The 18053-nt window shown below is 48.8% G+C and carries 20 protein-coding genes; 8 read left to right on the forward strand and 12 right to left on the reverse strand.

Annotated elements, in window-relative coordinates; all coding sequences use genetic code 11:
- Positions 1-425: 425 nt before the first annotated feature.
- Complete coding sequence (locus tag AC5I6P_RS22970; protein WP_495696090.1) at positions 426-2045, reverse strand: MHYT domain-containing protein; 1620 nt, start codon at positions 2043-2045, stop codon at positions 426-428.
- Positions 2046-2240: 195 nt separating this feature from the next.
- Between AC5I6P_RS22970 and AC5I6P_RS22975 the strand changes: the two genes are divergently transcribed.
- Complete coding sequence (locus AC5I6P_RS22975; RefSeq protein WP_495696091.1) at positions 2241-2465, forward strand: hypothetical protein; 225 nt, start codon at positions 2241-2243, stop codon at positions 2463-2465.
- On the opposite strand, the gene AC5I6P_RS22980 is transcribed toward AC5I6P_RS22975, so the two are convergent.
- Together AC5I6P_RS22980 and AC5I6P_RS22985 are read right to left on the reverse strand one after the other, a co-directional pair.
- Entirely contained in the window at positions 2462-2848 is a 387-nt protein-coding gene (locus tag AC5I6P_RS22980; RefSeq protein ID WP_495696092.1) for a hypothetical protein, read from the reverse strand. The genes AC5I6P_RS22975 and AC5I6P_RS22980 overlap by 4 nt on opposite strands.
- Positions 2849-2979: 131 nt before the next feature.
- Positions 2980-3294, reverse strand: a complete 315-nt coding sequence (locus AC5I6P_RS22985; RefSeq protein WP_495696093.1) for a hypothetical protein — start codon at positions 3292-3294, stop codon at positions 2980-2982.
- Positions 3295-3373: 79 nt separating this feature from the next.
- On the opposite strand from AC5I6P_RS22985, the gene AC5I6P_RS22990 reads away from it, so the two are divergent.
- A complete protein-coding gene (locus AC5I6P_RS22990; protein WP_495696094.1) occupies positions 3374-3958 on the forward strand; it encodes an endonuclease dU in 585 nt (194 codons plus the stop codon).
- 44 nt (positions 3959-4002) lie between these two features.
- Here AC5I6P_RS22990 and AC5I6P_RS22995 read toward each other — a convergent pair whose 3' ends face one another.
- Complete coding sequence (locus AC5I6P_RS22995) at positions 4003-5055, reverse strand: alpha/beta hydrolase family protein (RefSeq protein WP_495696095.1); 1053 nt, start codon at positions 5053-5055, stop codon at positions 4003-4005.
- 180 nt (positions 5056-5235) lie between these two features.
- Here AC5I6P_RS22995 and AC5I6P_RS23000 point away from each other — a divergent pair, with 180 nt between their 5' ends.
- Entirely contained in the window at positions 5236-6267 is a 1032-nt protein-coding gene (locus AC5I6P_RS23000) for a glycosyltransferase family 2 protein (RefSeq protein ID WP_495696096.1), read from the forward strand.
- Here the strand turns inward: AC5I6P_RS23000 and AC5I6P_RS23005 are convergent.
- The 5 genes from AC5I6P_RS23005 to AC5I6P_RS23025 form a co-directional block, all read right to left on the reverse strand.
- A complete protein-coding gene (locus tag AC5I6P_RS23005) occupies positions 6223-6540 on the reverse strand; it encodes a hypothetical protein (protein ID WP_495696097.1) in 318 nt (105 codons plus the stop codon). The two genes, AC5I6P_RS23000 and AC5I6P_RS23005, sit on opposite strands and share 45 nt — an antisense overlap.
- Positions 6541-6567: 27 nt before the next feature.
- Entirely contained in the window at positions 6568-7089 is a 522-nt protein-coding gene (locus AC5I6P_RS23010; protein ID WP_495696168.1) for a pentapeptide repeat-containing protein, read from the reverse strand.
- A 107-nt stretch (positions 7090-7196) separates the two neighbouring features.
- On the reverse strand, positions 7197-7412 hold the full coding sequence (locus AC5I6P_RS23015; protein ID WP_495696098.1) for a hypothetical protein: 216 nt from the start codon (positions 7410-7412) through the stop codon (positions 7197-7199).
- A gap of 4 nt (positions 7413-7416) precedes the next feature.
- Entirely contained in the window at positions 7417-8109 is a 693-nt protein-coding gene (locus tag AC5I6P_RS23020; RefSeq protein WP_495696099.1) for an HAD family hydrolase, read from the reverse strand.
- Positions 8110-8197: 88 nt separating this feature from the next.
- Complete coding sequence (locus AC5I6P_RS23025; RefSeq protein ID WP_495696100.1) at positions 8198-9766, reverse strand: metallophosphoesterase; 1569 nt, start codon at positions 9764-9766, stop codon at positions 8198-8200.
- Positions 9767-10159: 393 nt separating this feature from the next.
- Between AC5I6P_RS23025 and AC5I6P_RS23030 the strand changes: the two genes are divergently transcribed.
- The 5 genes from AC5I6P_RS23030 (at position 10160) to AC5I6P_RS23050 (ending at position 15234) form a co-directional block, all read left to right on the forward strand.
- The gene (locus tag AC5I6P_RS23030) at positions 10160-11869 is read left to right on the forward strand and encodes an iron uptake porin (protein WP_495696169.1); all 1710 of its coding nucleotides are present in this window, start codon (positions 10160-10162) and stop codon (positions 11867-11869) included.
- A 455-nt stretch (positions 11870-12324) separates the two neighbouring features.
- Positions 12325-12771, forward strand: coding sequence for an RrF2 family transcriptional regulator (locus AC5I6P_RS23035; protein WP_495696101.1), 447 nt, complete (start codon positions 12325-12327; stop codon positions 12769-12771).
- Between the two features lie 55 nt (positions 12772-12826).
- Complete coding sequence (gene cysK, locus AC5I6P_RS23040) at positions 12827-13795, forward strand: cysteine synthase A (RefSeq protein WP_495696102.1); 969 nt, start codon at positions 12827-12829, stop codon at positions 13793-13795.
- Positions 13796-13892: 97 nt separating this feature from the next.
- Positions 13893-14618, forward strand: coding sequence for a J domain-containing protein (locus AC5I6P_RS23045; RefSeq protein WP_495696103.1), 726 nt, complete (start codon positions 13893-13895; stop codon positions 14616-14618).
- A gap of 364 nt (positions 14619-14982) precedes the next feature.
- Positions 14983-15234, forward strand: coding sequence for a DUF7219 family protein (locus AC5I6P_RS23050; RefSeq protein ID WP_495696104.1), 252 nt, complete (start codon positions 14983-14985; stop codon positions 15232-15234).
- 112 nt (positions 15235-15346) lie between these two features.
- Here the strand turns inward: AC5I6P_RS23050 and AC5I6P_RS23055 are convergent, their stop codons facing one another.
- Genes AC5I6P_RS23055 through AC5I6P_RS23065 form a run of 3 tightly spaced genes read right to left on the reverse strand, consistent with a single transcriptional unit; the run spans position 15347 to position 17949 of the window.
- Positions 15347-16480 (reverse strand): glycosyltransferase, encoded by a 1134-nt coding sequence (locus AC5I6P_RS23055; RefSeq protein ID WP_495696105.1) that lies wholly within the window; start codon positions 16478-16480, stop codon positions 15347-15349.
- Positions 16481-16506: 26 nt separating this feature from the next.
- Complete coding sequence (locus tag AC5I6P_RS23060) at positions 16507-16794, reverse strand: hypothetical protein (protein ID WP_495696106.1); 288 nt, start codon at positions 16792-16794, stop codon at positions 16507-16509.
- Positions 16795-16797: 3 nt separating this feature from the next.
- Positions 16798-17949 carry an NAD-dependent epimerase/dehydratase family protein gene (locus tag AC5I6P_RS23065; RefSeq protein ID WP_495696107.1) on the reverse strand — a complete coding sequence of 384 codons (1152 nt, stop codon included), beginning with the start codon at positions 17947-17949 and terminating at the stop codon, positions 16798-16800.
- Positions 17950-18053: the final 104 nt, after the last annotated feature.

The raw sequence follows: 18053 nt of genomic DNA on the forward strand, positions 1-18053 counted from the left end.
AGATAGATATCGTTATCCCAATCGTGGTTAGTTAATCTGTGCGATTGGCTCTGCCAAGCTCCGAAGGATCGCAGCAACGCGCTGGCTATCTACAAACTGCAATTCGGCGATTGAAATGAGGCGGTATATACGGTGCAGATGAGCAACGATAAGAATGACCGACGCGAAATGAAAAAACTCTGTTCGCCGCTCTATTATATTGCTAGGCTGTGTCTTCTGATAGACCTCCTGCATCATAGAGCAGGTTTAGATTTGCGGGCCTCATGCGTTTGCTGTTGAAGGCGCTGCACTTCTTGACTGATAAATTCGCTCCACGAGCAACGACTTCACCTGATCAGCCTTCTCGTGGAAAATGGTGCGGTTCAGTCCGGGAAAGTAGTCTAACTCAAAACCAGGGATTCTTTTCGTCTGCTGCAAGCTGCTGGTTAGACTGCTGATGAGCTTTGTTGCTGAATAGGAAGTTGAATGACAAACTGCGTCCCTTTACCAGGGGTTGAAAAACACTCCAACTTACCATTGTGTTTTTCGGTGATGATTTGGTGACTGATTGACATTCCCATTCCTGTCCCTTTGCCAATTGGTTTTGTTGTGAAAAATGGATCGAAGATTCGTTTTTGAATGGTTTCGGAAATACCGATTCCATTATCAGCGATCGCAATTTGCATCGACTGGGCATCTATCGCTGAGGTGCAAATGGTGATTTGATTGGAATGGTCCTTGATATCTTGATCAGTTTCCTTGACCTTAAGTTCTTCAATGGCATCGATTGCATTTGCAAGGATATTCATAAACACCTGATTCAGTTGTCCGGCGTAGCACTCCACTAAAGGTAAGTGTGCATAATTCTTAACTACCTGGATGGCTGTACGCTTTGGTGTAGCTTTTAAGCGATGTTGTAAAATCAACAACGTACTGTCAATCCCATCGTGAATATCTACTGCCTTGTATTCGGTCTCATCCAATCGTGAGAAATTGCGAAGTGATCGCACAATCTGAGAAATGCGATCACTTCCGAGCTTTATGGAGTCCAGTACCTTGGGTAAATCTTTCTGCACAAACTCCACGTCGATTTCGTCCACTCTCGCTTGAATTTGAGCTGCTGAGTCAGGATGGTAATTTTGGTAAAGCTGCACAAGTTCCAGCAAGTTTTGGCTATGTTCTTGCATGTAGCGCAGATTGCCGTGAATAAAGTTGACTGGATTATTGATTTCGTGAGCGACTCCTGCAACAAGTTGGCCTAGACCTGACATTTTCTCAGTTTGAATGAGTTGAAGTTGGGATTGCTGAAGCTGCTTTAAAGCTAAGGAAAGCTCTTTTGTACGATCAACAACTTTTGTTTCAGAAGAAGTTACCAGCGCTAAACATAAAATAGAAAATGTTGCGGCACTAATCAGGGACGAGAGCCAAGTTGCGTCGGGTGTAGAAAACTCCCTAGAGGATGATTCAATTGGACTAAAACAAACCGCAGCCATGCCTGTATAGTGCATGATTGGCACGGCTATTCCCATTAATGCTGCTGCACCAATTTTCTGCCACCAAATGACTGCTGCTTGCTTGTGCAGATAGTGCGTTAACCACAAGGCAACGAGTGAGACCATCACTGCAATCCCAGCAGAAAGTGTTACCAATTGCAGATCGTAGTGGGCGATCGCTGGTAGCCGCATTGCAGCCATGCCGGTGTAATGCATCGTAGTGATGCCCATCCCCATTATTAGGCTTGCACCTAGCAAGCTAGGAATCTGAAGCGTTTTGCGGCTAGCAATCCATAGGGCAAACCCTGACGACAAAATTGCAGGCAAGACAGAAGCCAAAACAATCAAAAAGTCATAACTGATTGGTACGGTTAGATGAAACGCCAACATACCGACAAAATGCATCGACCAGATGCCAATTCCAAAGGAACTTGCGCCACTCATCAACCAACCCATCCAAGACCACCCTTTAGCCGTTGCGATTCGTTCTGTTAGATCTAGAGCTGTATAAGCGGAGAGAATAGCGATCAGAACCGATAGAGCTACTAGATTTAGATCGTAGGAAATAGGCATAAGTTCATCAATCTACATTTACTGCTGTAGTTCAGGTGCTCTCTATTCCCAGTTCGCCGTTGTCAAATCTTTTCTTACAGATGCACAGGCTCAGATCAGGGCAGGCTTGTGCGTATCCTGATTTTTCGGGATATAAGCTCAGTATTCCCAGATCTCTGGTGGTCTAACGGTTTACACTAAAAGCGGCAGATATCAATGAAACCGAAGCCAGAAGTTGCCTCCTCAAAGATAAAGAGCATTTTTGTCCCTTTAGCTGGCTGCTTTATCTGTGGAAACCCGTTCCAGAATGCGATCGCATCCAGTGCGCGATCGCATTCGCTAAAGCATTCTTCCTACCGCTTCAAACAAAACCACCCTGTTAAATCGTTAGCAGGGTGGCAATTCAAACACACTGGTATCACACTCAATCAATTTGCTTAAGCGGCTTCCTCTTGCGATTTCTTCTTCGACACGCCCACACGCGCTTTCGACATAGTATGCGCCACATCACTCTTTCGAGCGCCACCTGCCATTACATATTGCTCGCTGTCCTTGCCATAAAACGCGCCCACACCCAACAGCATTCGCTCACTCAAATCTTTCAGCACCTTCTCAGATTCATCAACCGCAAGTGCCAGTTGTTCAATCGAGGATAGGGTGCGATTGTAATCATCCAATTGAGTTTTGTGAGTTGCGATCGCGCTCAAATAAACCTCTAAAGTTAAGCCTTTGCCGAGATCGAGAGCAGGGTCAATGGACTGTAAGCTAACAGAGCGTTGTTGCGCTCTTTCAAGGGTTTGAGAACTGCGTTTTTGACGAGGCATCTGAGTATCCCGGTTGCGAATGTTTACCGTTTCACTCTACTTCGTTGCTTCCAACAACACCCTGAGGGAATCTAAGGAACATGACGTGAAGTTTTAGTAAATTTGTCCTTGGTTAAGGCAGTACGCGGAGATTAGCGGGTGCAATTAACTTGAGCTTGGGCGTTCCTAAGGAATGCTTCCGTCACACCGACTTGAGCTTGGGCGTTCCTAAGGAATGCTTCCGTTACACCGACTTGAGCTTGGGCGTTCCTAAGGAATGCTTCCGTTACATCGACTTGAGCTTGGGCGTTCCTAAGGAATGCTTCCGTCACACCGACTTGAGCTTGGGCGTTCCTAAGGAATGCTTTCGTTACATCGACTTGAGCTTGGGCGTTCCTAAGGAATGCTTTCGTTACATCGACTTGAGCTTTAGCATTCCCGAATTGACAAATGGTTGAAGTGAGCACTCAGCAGATCACCAGTCTCTGAAAGATTGCTCGGTAAAATTAGAGGATGATGCACCGATGATTGGCTTGAACGAGAGGAATGGAACTTGCAAAACTGATTGAACAACGCCGCACGCTGCGAGTGATTGGATTTGATGATGCGCCCTTTGTTAGGCGAACCCCTGATCCGGTTGCGATCGCAGGCGTTATCTGCGCCGGAACCCGGTTTGAGGGCATGGTTTGGGGAGAACTTCAAGCCGACGGATGGAATGCGACTGAAACGATCGTCAATCTGCTAATCAAGAGCAAATTTTTATCTCAACTCCATCTAGTGCTGCTCGATGGCATCTCCTTTGGAGGCTTCAATGTTGTCGATCTTCCGGCGCTCTCAACTCAATTACGTCTTCCCTGCATTAGTGTCATGCGCCGCTTGCCTAACTTAGTCAAGGTTGAATATGCGTTGCGTCGGTTGCCCCAGCCTGATCGACGGTGGGCAACCCTGAAGCGAGCGGGAGAGATTTATCAAACGCCGCCGTTTGTGTTTCAGGTTTGTGGTACGACGCCTGCGATCGCAGCTCAAGCCTTAACTCGATTAACCGATCGCGGACATGTGCCAGAAGCATTACGACTCGCTCATCTCATCACATCAGCCGTGATCAAAGGAGAAAGCGGCAAGCAAGCGTAAATCGGTCGGCCCATCAACAGCCTCTAACTAATACGAGCGAATCTCTATTTGGAACGATCGAGCCGAGGGAGTTCGCTGGTGACGCTAACGTTTGAATCACGAGCATCTCCCGTCTTGTACACATAATCAAAAGCGGCTTGGTCATTCAGTAGGTGTGCCCGCAAAAACAATGCACTCCAACGCGCGATCGTTTCTGTTGCTTCGGCTTGGTTCAACGTGGGTCTAGTTGGATCACGTGGGCTATCTTGATTGGTGATGCTGTAATGATTTGCTCCGTTTACAACCATCAGCGCTTTGGGTGCATCTTGAATTTGCTTGTAGGTTGCCTGCGTCTCATCCAAGTCAGACACTCCATTGCGGCTTCCTGCTATCAAGGCAGTAGGAATATTTTGGTTCCGAATCGACGGAACTTTTCCAGTGATGGCTGGCACTCGGAAATTGGTTCCATAAAAGATGCCCGCTTTTAACGCTTGCGGTCGGGCAAACTGACCTGTGCAAACTCCCGGAAAACAGATATTTTGGATAGCTCCTAGTCCGGCATATCCACCCAGCGAATGTCCTAACAGCCCTAGCTTCGTTGTGTCCACCTTTCCAGTAAGGCGAGATTTAGCATTGGCGTTCTCAGAAACTAGCTGTTTGAGAACATCGTTGACTTGCTGTTGTTCAGCCGCTAATCCTGCGACAGATCGCCCATTGGGAGCGCTTACCGTTCTTCGGTGATTGGGAACCACCACAACAAATCCGTAGCTTGCCACTCTAGAGGCAAACGTTGAATACGCCGATTTATCAACCAATGCCCCTTGCAGCAATAGCACAGCGGGAAATTGAACCGACTTTGAAGCGTGAGCAGCAACCACAGGAAAGTAGACATCTGCTTGATCTAAAACGGGTGTAGCTCCTTTAGGAGGTGAGGAAGCAATGGTAATCGTGCCGCGATCGACTTGTTTGAATAGAGGTGACACACTGGCTGCTGTTTGTGTTTGTTTTGCATGGATTAACTGTGCGACAACCGTTGCCGCAGTGAGTTGCTTTTCGTTCAACACATTGCTCATCAGTAGACAAGCACAAGTCAAGGCGGTGTGAGCAAGCACTTTCACAATTTTCACTCCTGAGGACGAGCGGTTGCTTTACCAATGGATTTTACCGACTTATCCATTGAGTTTTTATGATGGATTCGGTACGGCAACAGATCTAACGCACACTCTTCGGTAGGAATGTTTGATCAAGACTGGTATTCTATTGGCAAAATGGCTCCAACTTGCTTCCAGCGTCTTGCTATGACTGAATCTACCTCTCCCAAATACTCGTTTGTGATTCCAATCTATAACGAGGAAGCCACTCTTTTAGAGCTTTATCGTCAGGTGTGCGCCGTGATTAATCAGCTTGACGGCGAAGCGGAACTGATATTTGTCAATGATGGCAGCCGCGATCGCTCCCTTGCCCTGTTAAGGCAACTGCATCAGCAAGACCCCCGCATTTGTTACCTCAGTCTTGCTCGTAACTTTGGTCATCAAATCGCGGTGACGGCTGGACTCAACTTTGTGCGGGGTCAAGCCGTGGTGGTAATGGATGCCGATTTGCAAGATCCGCCCGAACTCGTCATCGAACTGATCGCCCAATGGCAGCAGGGATACGATGTAGTCTATGCTCAACGCAGCGCCCGCCACAAAGAAGGCTGGTTTAAGCGAATGACGGCCTTCGTGTTTTACCGCATTCTCAAACGCCTTGCAGATGTCGATATTCCCACCGATACAGGCGACTTTTGCTTGATGGATCGGCGCGTTGTCGATATTTTGAATACGATGCCAGAACGAAATCGCTACATTCGCGGACTGCGATCGTGGATTGGCTTTGCTCAAACCGCCGTTCCATTCGAGCGTAACCCCCGCTATGCCGGAGATGTAAAATATACGTTTAGCAAATCATGGTCTTTAGCACTTAACGGCCTCGTTTCGTTCTCACGGGTTCCGTTACGCTTATCGACTTATATTGGATTACTGTCTGCGGCTCTCTCACTGTTGATGATGCTGCTGGTTTTATATTGGAGAATCTTTGTTCCGCACTCTCCCCTGGCTGGGCTCACCGTGATCATCATGGCAATCTTTTTCTTTGGTGCGGTTCAATTGATCAGCATTGGCATCTTAGGAGAATATATTGGGCGAATCTATGAAGAGGTGAAAGGGCGACCGCTCTACACGCTGGCTGAAGTTGCTGGATGTTTGCCAGAACCATCAACCTCGCAGAGCGCTACGCCCGATCCGCGATCATTGCGCTTGAATGGGCACGACCGACTGCTGCGGCGAGGGTGAACGATCAAACAGCCGTCTCGGTGCAGCTTGCCGGAAGGCTCCGCAGTAGTGCATTGTCAGCACAGCTTTGTACGCCCAATGGTTAGGGGAGACATCAGTAAAGGGATTCGGCAAAGTTTCAGCCCGATTTTGAGTACAGGCTTGATAGAGTTGCTCCGCTGTCGGCTGCTGTTGAGCCACTGGGCGAGTCGATGGTTCTGCCGATGGTTCGACGGCATAGGCAGGCAGCATGACGAGAAGCGCTAAGAGCGGAATAGATCGGTGCCACATCATGTCAAAAGAGTCCTATAAGAGTAGGTCTTACGGACATTCTAGCGATTCGCGCGTGCTAATTCCTGTGACCGGATTGACCCCGCTTGCGGTTTTGCAAAGCTGCACGACTTGATAGCGATCGAGCACAGCAAGACTAAAATCTGCACCCGTCACGTTGGCTCCAGTAAACACTGATCGCAGCATCATCGCAGAGGTGAGAACGGCATCACTCAAGTCAGCGCCAGACAGATCGCTTAGGTAAGCAATTCCTTCGCCAAAATTAACGCCATGAAAGTTCGCTTTACGAAGGTCAGACCCATTGAAGACGGCTCCTCGCAGGTCTGCTCCACTAAAGTTTGCCTCAGCTAGCCGAGCATTGCTAAATTCGGCAGAGATCAACGTTTGACCCGAATAGTCTTTGGTAGTGGCGTCGGCATCATCGTATGCCCGAACCGCCGCCGAGCTTGCAGCGTGGGCTGGAAGTGCCAAAAACGTCATGCCAATGACGAGAGCAAGAAGGAGTCCGAACAATGGGCGGAGCCAAGCTTCAAAGAATCGCAGTACACGCATATTCACTAGAGTTGACCTATCCAAAAGACTTAACACTTCTTTAAGCTTATCAGGGCAGGCTCACCCTCGGCGGTTTGCTCTGCAAGTTCCCAGAAGGTAATCGAACCCTATTTTGCCTTCCCGTCCACCAATTGCTTCAGCTTCAAATACGCTTGCTCAGCGCTCAACGCTTCAGATTCCTTCTCATTGGGAATATAAAAATCTCTATAATCCCGAAAATGATGGACAACATAGCTCGGAATTAACCCCTGCTTTAGCGCATCCTCCGCGAGTTCCGCGACGGCGTTCGCTAATGTTTCCTCATTATGAAAAGGATGCGCCATTGTGTTATTGCTCCACTAACTTCAGTGTTTTTGTTCCCAATGGAGAGCGATCGTAGTGGGCGAGTAAGTCGGCTGGATCATCGTAGATCGCGATCGCGCCTTCTAATTCACTGTCATTGAATCCGCCGCAGCGGAACATGATCACTTCGACGCCTGCGGTGTTTGCTGCTGCCACATCATAGGGTGAATCGCCAATCATGACAACCTGATTTGGTTCAAATCCGCCTCGCTTGAGAGCCGCGCTTACTATGTCAGGAGCGGGTTTTGAAGTCTCGGCATCACTGGATGAAGTCACCGGCACATCGCTCAACAGATCTTTGATATCAGCCGCCTCTAGCAACACCTCAAGTTCTTCTGGCGACGCTGAACTGGCAACGACGATCGAATAGCCATCTTGCTGAAGTTTTTCTACCAGTTGTCGCGCTCCCTTCGTGGGCGATAATGTCGGTCCAAGCTGTTCGACCATAGTAGCTCTCCGGTGAGTGCTAATTTTCTTACCCTCGCCCTCCTGGTCAGATAATCCCGGAGTTAGCATTGGAATGATCTGATCGCCGCCCATGCCGATTAACGGTCGCACTTGCTCGTATGAGATCGGATGACCAAACGCCGCAAATGCCTCAACCCAAGCGTTGGCATGGGCATCATTACTCAGGATCAATGTCCCATCTACATCTAAAAGGATGCCTTGCAAGGTCATATGATCGTTTCTCCGAAATATATTAAAGTTCTCTTAGCGTAATGATTGCAAATGGGGGTAGCGTCTTCAGTAAGAGGTAAAGAGCCAACTAAATCGTAAAGGGCGTCAAGGCGCGATCGCTCCACTCTCCTCGATACCATTCCGACACAAACGGGCGCACCACAAACTTAACTGGATTTCCGGCTTGCACATCAATGCGGACAAACGAGTAGGGACGGCGTTTCCGCGACCCCTGTCCTTCACGTCCCACAAATAAATGAGACTTCGCAACAGTGGTCTCGTTGCTAAACACGCGAAACCGCTCCGTCAACACAGGTCCTTCCATGCGCTGCCGTCGCAAACTGTAGCCACTGCCGCCACAGACAATCCAGTTGACATTCGCATCGCCCGCTCCAGTGTCAACCGTTCTCAGATACTCAAAACAATGCGCGTGACCATTCAGCACCAAATTGACAATCGGCTGATCATTCGCAATGTCTCCCACAGCAGCTTTTACGTCATCTAGCACTTGCCGCAAGCGCGACCGCACCGCTAACGTTTGTGCCTGCTGCCACTTCGTTGCTTCTGTCACATAGGGCGGATGGTGGAAAAACAAGACGCGCCCTCGCACTTCCGGGTTGCGCCAAGAATCAATTAAGCGATCGCGCAGCCAGTTCAATTGCTCGGTGTCAACCACGATCGCTTGATCGGCGGTTAATTGTTTATCAATGTCTATCTGCACTTCTTCAAGCTGCTGCAACTTAACCCGCATATCGTCAATTTGATCCGCCTCCTCTTGCTGAGTTGGGCTAAGCGTTTCAATCTGAGTCACCAAGGCTTGCATTTCAGCTTCTACCTTACGACGGCGAGCTTGTAGCACCTGCCGATACTCGTCTCCTGCTGAATCGGTCGGCAATGGAGCAGGTTCATTAAACGTGTTGGAATCGAGCGCAAAAAAATCAACGCCGCCATAGCAGAAACTATAGTAGCGGTTTGGCACGCGGGTAAAGTGCCCCGGTTCGTACTGCAAACATCGTCCGGTAGAGGTTTTGGCGCTGTAATGCCGATCGAGGTGTTGTCCCAACTGCCCTTTCATCTCGACCATCCACAACGGATCGATAAAGGCTTGAGTGTAGGCTTTGCCCTGCCCTGAGCCGTGCCAACCCAAATCGAACTCCAGCCGCGATTGCAGCAAGCGGCGAAGCGGGTAGGTCAGCTGTGCGATCGCACCCAAAAACACAGGCAAGTCATAGTAGTCGTGGTTTCCTGGCACAGGCAGAAACGGCAACTTAAACACCATCTGCTCATAACTCAGCCGCTTGTAATGCTCCCCGCCGACCAGAAATTCTCGGTATGGCTCGATAAAGTTTGGAGGATAAAATTCGCTCGAACCCACTAAATAGATCACATCTCCCGTATGTAAAATAAAGCGGCACTCATCCCACTGAGTCAACATCTGTTTGGCAACTCGTCGCTGTGGGTTGTGTCCCTGATGTTTGCCAGAGCCACTATCGCCAATCACTAAAAACGAAAATTCTGGCACATCATTCTGCTCATCAGCCAGTATCAAGCGCGTTTGATCAATGCCGCGCGTTTGAATCTCCGGCGACCCCCAGCGGACTCGCTCTTGCATCTTCTGAATTTTGATGGCGGTTGCTGGATCAGTTACGAATCGCATAACTCTTCATTTCTAGGTGGGCGCTGTTCCCTAAATCGTAGCGATATCCCTAGTTTTAATTACATCTACCGTGAGCAAAGATTTTCGCCTCTGCCGATCGAAGCTCATGCCTTGAAATGGAGCTTTTCAGCCACCATTTGTATTCGAGGAAACAACACTTTTGACAGAATTTCTGTATACTTCATCTGCCGCGAGTTAGAAGAATCTTTCTCTAACACAAACTTGCTTAGGATATCCCTTGCTTAGGATATACTCTTGAGCGGGCTAAATATGCAGCTTTAAATTGAATAAGTGTGCAGTTTAGTAAGGACAACGCAGGTACTGGCTTTTGCAAGCATTGCAGTCTTGTCCAAGCCGACTCGGTTTATTAATGGTGTGAAAGGAAAAGCAAACATGTCGAATCATTTGTGGAAGTCATTGCTGACTAGTCCTGCACTTTTGGGTGCTGCGATCGCGGTCTCTGCTACCGTTGGTGCGGGCATGGCTCAAGCTGCTGATGTGCCTGCTCAAGCTCAGGCCCCAGCTTCTCTAGACCAAATTGAGACTTATGGCAGTGCAGAAGATGCGAATGCTGCCGATCAAGTCACTTCGGTTTCGCAACTTTCTGATGTTCGCCCTACAGATTGGGCATTTCAAGCGCTGCAATCCCTAGTTGAGCGTTACGGCTGTATTGCAGGTTATCCTGACCGCACCTTCCGCGGCAATCGCGCCACCACTCGATATGAATTTGCCGCCGGTCTTAATGCCTGCCTCGATCGCGTCAATGAACTCATTGCAGCCTCAACCGCAGATTTGGTTAAAAAAGAAGATTTAGCCACGCTTCAAAGGCTGCAAGAAGAATTTGCGGCTGAATTAGCCACATTGCGGGGACGGGTAGACGCAGTAGAAGCTCGCACCACGACCTTAGAGAAGCAGCAGTTTTCGACCACAACCAAACTTCAAGGTGAAGCCATTTTCGGCATTGCTGGAGCCTTGGGAGGAGATAGAGCCGTGCCTTCTGGGGCAGTTGCTGGGTCAGCAGGTCGCGTCGATGAAAATACAGTATTTAGCGATCGCGTCCGCCTAAGTTTGAGATCGAGCTTTACCGGAAAAGATACGTTACTTACCCGCCTTCAAGCCCGCAACATTCCGAACTTTGCTGGAGTAACGGGAACCAATATGGCTCGTTTGTCCTATGAAGGCGCGTCGCCTTCGGGTACCCCTCCCGATAACAGCTTAAGACTGGACAAGTTGTTCTACCGTTTCCCGGTCGGAGCAGGTAATCTGACGATTGATGCGGTGGGAGGTGAGTTCTACAACAACGCTCCGAACTTTAACCCATTACTCGCCAGCGATACTCAAGGGTCGATCTCTCGCTTCGGTCGATTTAACCCAATCTATCGCCAAGGGTCGAGCCCCAATGGCAGCGGCGCAGGTGCAACGCTGACTTTACCTTTGAACCAAGCCTTTACGGTGTCTCTGGGCTACTTGGCAGATGAATCGTCGGCTCCGGGTGAGTCACAAGGTTTCTTTAATGGTTCCAATGCAGCGCTCGCGCAGTTGGCGTTCAAGCCTAGCAGAAATATTGATTTAGGCTTCACCTATGTACGTTCTTACGATCGCGGTCCTCTGAATGGAGTGGGTGCGACGAACGTGAGCGCGTCGGGTGCGACAGGTAGCGCTTTTGCTAACAATCCATTTAACGGTGCTGCAACATCAGCAGACCACTTCGGGGTACAAGGGTCTATTCGCATCACGCCCAAGTTTGTGTTGTCTGGCTGGGGTGGTTTAACCAAGGCTCACCGTCAAACAGGACCAGATGCGGATGCTGATATTCTGAACTGGGCTGTCACGTTGGCCTTCCCCGACTTAGGCAAAAAAGGCAACATGGCAGGCATCGTTGTTGGTATGCCTCCCAAAGTTACTGATAATGACTTTGTAGGCGCGAATGGAGTTCGCCGAGAAGATGAAGATTCTTCGCTGCATCTAGAAGGTCTATACCGCTTCCAGTTTAGCGACAAGATTTCCGTCACGCCTGGCATTATTGTGATCTTCAATCCTGAACACAACAACGCCAACGATACGGTATACGTCGGAACGATCCGCACGACCTTTTCGTTCTAGAGTCCCTGATTGAATTTCGGTTGATAAACGCCTCGCCCTAACGCGGGGCGTTTTTTGTGAAGCGTAGAGGATGCTTCAGAATCTTCAGTTAGAAACAGTGCGACAGCGCGATCGCTAGACTTTGCCAACCCCTTTGGAACTTCGCTTTGATATTTCGTGTATTAGAGAAAACATAAGCTTTGGAGATAAACCATCTGAACGGGTAGTAGGTTATCCAGACGATACATTGCACACTTTGCTTTGTATAAAAGCATTCTGCTCTACCTCTTTACCTTATCGTCATTCTGCGCAGCCAGACTGTACTCTACAATTATGCTACGACCCCAGAGAACACAAGACTCGGCCATCTACGGGAGCTTCTCCGTCAATTCTTTAGAAACCTACAAAACCCTAGCAGGAAACCGGAGTATACTAGAAGAAGCCCGTTCTTGATTGATCCCCAACCTACCGTGCCCGTGGAACTGTCTTGTAAAAGTGAATATGCGCTCCTCGCGCTTCTAGAACTCGCGGCTGTTTACACCAGTAAAGAGCCACTCCAAATTCGACAAATTTCTGCTCAACAGCACATTCCCGATCGCTACTTAGAACAACTGCTAGCGACTTTGCGGCGAGGAGGGATAGTGCGATCGCAGCGCGGCGCAAAGGGTGGCTATCTGCTCGCCCGCGAACCTCGGAAAATTACACTTCTTGAAATCGTCGCCTGTTTAGAAGGCTTTGATGCTCAAACGAAAGAGCAGGAAGATGCAACAAAATTCACAAAAACGCTTGAGGGCGGTATCATTGCCGAGGTTTGGCAAGAAGCCGATCAAGCTGCAAAGACAATTTTACAGAACTACACGCTTCAAGATTTGTGCGATCGCCGCGATGCCCGACAACAGCTTGACCTGATGTATTACATCTAACGGTATTACATCTACATTGTTTTTTCTTAGACGCTGTTTTACCTTGATTAAAGCCATGCATATTGCTCAAAACGTTACGGAACTCATCGGTCACACGCCGCTCGTTCAGTTAAATCGAATTCCTCAAGCGTCGGGCTGCGTTGCTCGCATCGTCGCCAAACTAGAAGGCATGAATCCTTCTGCGTCGGTGAAAGACCGGATTGGCATCAGCATGATCAACGCCGCAGAGCGGGAAGGCTTGATTACCCCTGGAAAGACAGTTTTAGTCGAGCCAACCTCTGGAAATACGGGGATTGCCTTGGCGATGGCATCGGCAGCAAAAGGCTATCGGCTAGTCTTGACCATGCCAGAAACTATGAGTTCTGAGCGTCGATCGATGCTGCGCGCTTACGGAGCTGAACTCGTGCTAACGCCAGGAATTGAAGGCATGGCAGGCTGCATTCAACAAGCGCAACGCATTGTCGATACTACGCCTCATGCCTACATGCTGCAACAGTTTCGCAATCCTGCGAATCCTCAAATTCATCGGGAAACCACCGCAGAAGAAATCTGGCAAGACACCGATGGGGAAGTTGATTTCGTAGTAGCAGGGATCGGCACGGGCGGCACGATTACAGGCGTTGCAGAAGTGATCAAGCAGCGAAAGCCTAGCTTTAAGGTCATTGCGGTTGAGCCGACCAACAGCCCAGTTCTCTCAGGTGGGCGTCCGGGACCTCACAAAATTCAAGGGATCGGAGCTGGCTTTATTCCGCCTGTGCTCAATGTCAACTTGATTGATGAAGTGATTTCTGTGAGCGATGATGATGCGATCGCTTATGGACGGCGGCTTGCACGGGAAGAAGGATTGCTCTCCGGTATCTCTAGTGGTGCTGCCCTAAAAGCGGCTTTAGAGGTGGGAAAACGCCCAGAAAATGCCGGTAAGCTAATTGTGATGATTCAACCCAGCTTTGGCGAGCGCTATCTCAGTACTGCCCTGTTTCAAGATTTAGAGATGGCGATGCCCGCTGCGATGTTAGACGGCTAGACCGATCCGAATTTGCTATGTGAATAGGAGAAAGAAAAGGAAGCAAAAGGTTCACTGAGCCTTGGTCTTCCTGGCTTTCTTCTTTTAAAATAGCGGTATGTCGATTTCTTCAACTCACTACCAAACCCTAGATCTTCAGCCAACCGCATCCCAAGCTGAAATCAAACAGGCCTATCGGCGCTTAGCAAAACGATTCCATCCCGATACCAACGCTGAAACCGCTAACCACGACAAAATTTCTCGAATCAATGCTGCCTACGAGATTTTAGGTGATCCGCAAAATCGTAGACAGTACGATCAGTACCTGCACTTGAGCGAACAACTCGAAGCGGTTGGATTTTCTGTCGATGCTGTAGAGGAACGTCGCCAACGAACAGAAGCGGCGCAAGAGCGCTATCGCCAGCAACGAGAGGCAGAACAAAATGCAGACCATCAGCTTAAGCTGTGGCTCAAGCGGGTCTACACACCCGTCAATCGCATCTTAAACCAGATTTTGCGTCCGCTCAAATCCCAACTCGATCAGCTTGCGGCTGACCCCTTTGATGATGGATTGATGGAAGCATTTCAGTTGTACCTAGAGGACTGTAAAGCTCTAATCGACAAAGGACAGCAAAGCTTTCAAGCACTACCCAATCCGCCAAGTGCTGCTGCTGCCGCTGCCAACCTGTATCACTGTATAAACCAGGTGAACGACGGAATTTATGAGCTAGAGTACTTTACGCTAAACTACGACGATCGCCATATCCACACGGGACGCGAACTTTTTCGGATTGCTGAACGACTGCGACGAGAAGCCGTCGCGGCGGTTCGGGAGTTGCCGTAGTAGGGTGAGGAGATGAGTACAGCAATTTCAGTTTGTTAGGAGCAGTTGACAAATTAAATCAGTTGCTCTCTGCGTCGATCTCAACTCCAAAGGAGCCACTTTGCACGCTTTAAAGGACTGCCTGTACTAGATGCGCTAGGGGTTGCACCGCTTACTTCCGCCTAAGGTAGTTACTTTAGGTATATTATATTTCTGCCTAATTAGGTTAACATCCGATTAAGGTTGAGTTAAACTAAAGACCTTTCGATTGCCACCGTGTCCTTGGGAATACTCAAGCTGTTCCTATCTACTCAGTTTCAGCCGAGTAGCATTAACGCTTTTGCCCTCGCTGAAACAGAAACAACTTTTAGATGAGGAGATAAAGATGCCAGACCAATATAACTTTTTGTACCCTCGCAGTCGTTACCGTGGCGCGGTGAAGCCTGAGAACTTAGTTTTTAATGCTAATTTACAGGAGTTTTCTCAGCGCGTGAGCTATATTTCTTGTCTAGAAACTGGCGGAAAATTGACGCCAGAAGAATCTTATCGAGAGATTCGCTCGCTCTGGAAGCAGCTTAAAAAGAGCCGAAAGCAGTTAGGCATTGGTAGTAGCAATTCTAATTCGGAAAATTCTTAGTCAGCAACGACGAATCAACCGGATCAGCATAGTTAAATCCGCTTAATGAATTCTGGAAGCAAACGCGCGATCGCTGACCTTCCAGAATTTTTTGCTTTCTTCAGCCCTCACCTCAGACGGCTGAAGAAAGCGGACGTTTTGTAGCAACACGTTGATAGTACTGTTGCAATTGCTTGGTGGCGGCTGACCAACTCCAACGCTCCGCTTCTTGTCTGGCATTACGCCGCAACGTTTCTCGCTCTTCTTGTTGAGAGAGCAGATATTGAGTTGCCGCGATCGCGCCACCCTCGTCTTTTGGATCAAACAAAAATCCGTTGACCCCATCTTCTACAATGTCGGGAATTCCCCCCGATCGCGCTGCTACAACTGGGCATCCAGCTGCCATCGCTTCGAGCAACACTAATCCTAGCGTTTCGGTTCGAGACGGAAACACAAAGGCATCGGCAGAGGCAAACGCAGACGCTAATTCTTGCCCTTCAAGATAGCCGACAAAATTTGTAGGCGTGTCTGCAAAATGCTTTTCTAAGGTTTGGCGGTTCGGTCCATCTCCTACCAAAGCTAAGCGAGCGTTAGGAATTGCGTCCAGAATGGGTTTGATGCGATCGATTTCTTTCTCAGCGGAGAGCCGACCCACATAAAGCAACAATGGCGCTTCAGGACGCCCTTGGCTTAGGCGGTTTCGCATCTCCAAACTGGCGAGATGCGGCTGAAAAGTTTCGGTATCGACTCCACGTTGCCACAGGTTGACCCGCTCGATCCCGTGTTCTGTAAGAGCTTGCAGCATGGCAGTAGACGTACACAAATTGATCTCTGCCTGATTGTGTCCAGCTTTTAAGAGTTCCCACAGTACTCCTTCTAACATACCCAAGCCGTAATGCTGAAGATATTCGGGCAGATGAGTGTGATAAGACGCAATTAATGGAATATCTAAGGTCTTGCTATAAAACAATCCTGCTAATCCAAGGACAGCAGGATTAACAATGTGAATGATGTCAGGTTTAAAGTTCGATAATTCGTACCCGATCGCAGGTCGCGGCAACGACATTTTCAATTCTGGATACAATGGTAACGGAAATCCAGATACGCCATAAATCCTTGCGCCTTTGTATTCGGTTAGCCCTCCATCTGGCGAGAAAATTAAAACTTCATCACCTAGGCGTTGCAGATGATCGATCGTGTGCCGCAATCGAGTAACGATGCCATCAACTTTGGGAAGAAACGTCTCAGTAAATAAAGCGATTCGCATAAATGAAGAGGTGAACAATAAAACGGTTACTGCTGCTTAGGGAGTGTGCATCCATGCACGCCAATTGCAACAATCACACTCCCTAGTAGAACGCCTACGCCTTCTGCAAAACAGTTGAGGCGGTGTCGCATTTCTGCTGATTCTGCAATAGATAACTCTCGCATACTCGCGCCTGCGATAATGAGCCTTTCATAGTTTTGATGACTTTTATCTAATGCCGTCCAATCCGCAAATAGATAAAAAGTGCTGAGCACCATTGCTCCTAATCCAGGCAGAACCGTTGTCAGCAGCAATATCAAAACTCGAAGGGGCATGAGCTATCGCTTCCACGTTACTTTGGGCAGAATCTGAGACTCATCGACTCGATGTTTGTATTTCATCGCAAAGTTGAGCAGCGAATCGAGCAGTGAATCTGACAGGAAGTGGGGCTGAAGTCCAAGATCTAGCAAATTGGTGTTTTTAGCGTTGAAGTAGTGTTCTTCTTTCTCAATGCGAGGATTGTCCACGTTTTGAACGTCTACTTTCACACCTAATGCTGATCCGGCTTTCTGAACCATGTTTGCTAGGTCACCCACGCTAAACATTTCGGTGAATTGGTTGAAGACGCGGAATTCTCCCGGATTGGCAGGGGTCGCGATCGCTAGCTCAACGCATCGCACTGTATCGCGAATGTCTAACAGTCCGCGAGTCTGTCCACCTGTTCCATAAACTGTGAGCGGGTGACCTACTGCGGCTTGAATGCAGAATCGGTTTAACGCTGTGCCGAACACGCCATCGTAATCGAGGCGGTTGATCAGCAATTCATCCATGCCCGTTTCTTCAGTCAAGACCCCGTACACGATGCCTTGGTTAAGATCAGTGGCACGCAAGCCCCAAATTTTACAGGCGAAATGAATATTGTGAGAATCATGCACCTTGCTGAGGTGATACATGCTTCCAGGTTGCTTTGGATAGGGCAGTGTGTCCTTGCGCCCGTTGTGTTCGATCGTGATGTAGCCTTCTTCGATATCAATATTGGGCGTGCCGTATTCCCCCATTGTACCGAGCTTGACCAAGTGGCAATCGGGGAAGCGCTCTTTAATGATGTAGAGCAAGTTGAGCGTTCCAACGACGTTATTGACCTGCGTTAGCACTGCATGTTCGCGATCGATCATGGAGAAGGGAGCGGAGCGCTGTTCGCCAAAGTGAACAACTGCCTCTGGCTCAAACTGATTGAGTGATTTATCGAGAAATTCGTAGTTCGTGATGTCACCAATGAAGAGATCGATCGTTTTACCCGTGAGGTCTTTCCATCGCTTCAAGCGTTGTTGAATCGGCGCGATCGGCGTTAAGGTATCGATGCATAGCTCGTTATCCCAATGTCGCCGCACTAGACTATCCAAAATTCCGACGTCATAGCCTCGATTTGACAAGTACAAGGCTGTCGCCCAACCGCAATAGCCATCACCACCAATCACTAGAACTTTCATCTTGCTCAATTTTATGTGCTGATACTTTGCCAAATCTACCAGGTTTGGGGTCGCAGTTGATAGTAGTTAATGAATGGGCGTGGGTGAAAGAACAGAAGAGATTT

The organism is Myxacorys sp., from assembly GCF_059501405.1.

What these genes read in the sequence shown, in the direction of transcription:
- AC5I6P_RS22970 (WP_495696090.1), bottom strand. Translation starts at nt 2,045, where the DNA reads ATGCCTATTTCCTACGATCTAAATCTAGTAGCTCTATCGGTTCTGATC.
- AC5I6P_RS22975 (WP_495696091.1), top strand. Translation starts at nt 2,241, where the DNA reads ATGAAACCGAAGCCAGAAGTTGCCTCCTCAAAGATAAAGAGCATTTTT.
- AC5I6P_RS22980 (WP_495696092.1), bottom strand. Translation starts at nt 2,848, where the DNA reads ATGCCTCGTCAAAAACGCAGTTCTCAAACCCTTGAAAGAGCGCAACAA.
- AC5I6P_RS22990 (WP_495696094.1), top strand. Translation starts at nt 3,374, where the DNA reads ATGGAACTTGCAAAACTGATTGAACAACGCCGCACGCTGCGAGTGATT.
- AC5I6P_RS23000 (WP_495696096.1), top strand. Translation starts at nt 5,236, where the DNA reads ATGACTGAATCTACCTCTCCCAAATACTCGTTTGTGATTCCAATCTAT.
- AC5I6P_RS23005 (WP_495696097.1), bottom strand. Translation starts at nt 6,540, where the DNA reads ATGATGTGGCACCGATCTATTCCGCTCTTAGCGCTTCTCGTCATGCTG.
- AC5I6P_RS23010 (WP_495696168.1), bottom strand. Translation starts at nt 7,089, where the DNA reads ATGCGTGTACTGCGATTCTTTGAAGCTTGGCTCCGCCCATTGTTCGGA.
- AC5I6P_RS23015 (WP_495696098.1), bottom strand. Translation starts at nt 7,412, where the DNA reads ATGGCGCATCCTTTTCATAATGAGGAAACATTAGCGAACGCCGTCGCG.
- AC5I6P_RS23020 (WP_495696099.1), bottom strand. Translation starts at nt 8,109, where the DNA reads ATGACCTTGCAAGGCATCCTTTTAGATGTAGATGGGACATTGATCCTG.
- AC5I6P_RS23025 (WP_495696100.1), bottom strand. Translation starts at nt 9,766, where the DNA reads ATGCGATTCGTAACTGATCCAGCAACCGCCATCAAAATTCAGAAGATG.
- AC5I6P_RS23030 (WP_495696169.1), top strand. Translation starts at nt 10,160, where the DNA reads ATGTCGAATCATTTGTGGAAGTCATTGCTGACTAGTCCTGCACTTTTG.
- cysK (WP_495696102.1), top strand. Translation starts at nt 12,827, where the DNA reads ATGCATATTGCTCAAAACGTTACGGAACTCATCGGTCACACGCCGCTC.
- AC5I6P_RS23045 (WP_495696103.1), top strand. Translation starts at nt 13,893, where the DNA reads ATGTCGATTTCTTCAACTCACTACCAAACCCTAGATCTTCAGCCAACC.
- AC5I6P_RS23050 (WP_495696104.1), top strand. Translation starts at nt 14,983, where the DNA reads ATGCCAGACCAATATAACTTTTTGTACCCTCGCAGTCGTTACCGTGGC.
- AC5I6P_RS23055 (WP_495696105.1), bottom strand. Translation starts at nt 16,480, where the DNA reads ATGCGAATCGCTTTATTTACTGAGACGTTTCTTCCCAAAGTTGATGGC.
- AC5I6P_RS23060 (WP_495696106.1), bottom strand. Translation starts at nt 16,794, where the DNA reads ATGCCCCTTCGAGTTTTGATATTGCTGCTGACAACGGTTCTGCCTGGA.
- AC5I6P_RS23065 (WP_495696107.1), bottom strand. Translation starts at nt 17,949, where the DNA reads ATGAAAGTTCTAGTGATTGGTGGTGATGGCTATTGCGGTTGGGCGACA.